This window comes from Anaerotignum faecicola (assembly GCA_024460105.1).
Taxonomy (GTDB): domain Bacteria; phylum Bacillota; class Clostridia; order Lachnospirales; family Anaerotignaceae; genus JANFXS01.
Genome location: JANFXS010000626.1, coordinates 1 through 382 on the forward strand (window position 1 = coordinate 1; position 382 = coordinate 382).

The window sequence follows — 382 nt, forward strand, 5'->3', positions numbered from 1 at the left end:
CCGACGTTTGGTAATCAGATTACGTCACTGATCAAGGGGACGTCGCTGGCTTTTATGATTGCAGTGGTGGACATCATGGGGAAAGCAAAAATCATCGGCGGCCGAACGCTCCGTTATTTTGAGGCGTATATCTGCACTGCCATTATCTACTGGGGGTGCTGTATTCTGATCGGTTTTGCATTTAAGTGGCTGGAGAAAAAGGTAAACTACAGGGAAAGAAAGGAAAAGAAGGATGATTGAGGTTAAAAACTGGAAAAAAAGTTTTGGCGACAATCAGGTGATTAAGGGTGTGGACTACCGGGTAGAAACCGGGGATGTTGTCGCCATTATCGGAGCCAGCGGGTCTGGAAAATCCACTTTCCTGAGAACCTTAAACTTTTTG

Annotated in this window: 2 protein-coding genes; both read left to right on the forward strand. The window is 45.8% G+C overall.

Annotated features, from left to right (window positions below):
- On the forward strand, positions 1-240 hold a 240-nt coding region (locus NE664_15705), incomplete at its 5' end, for an amino acid ABC transporter permease (protein ID MCQ4728079.1).
- A partial coding sequence (locus tag NE664_15710) for an ATP-binding cassette domain-containing protein (protein ID MCQ4728080.1) occupies positions 233-382 on the forward strand: 150 nt, incomplete at its 3' end. The genes NE664_15705 and NE664_15710, both read left to right, overlap by 8 nt.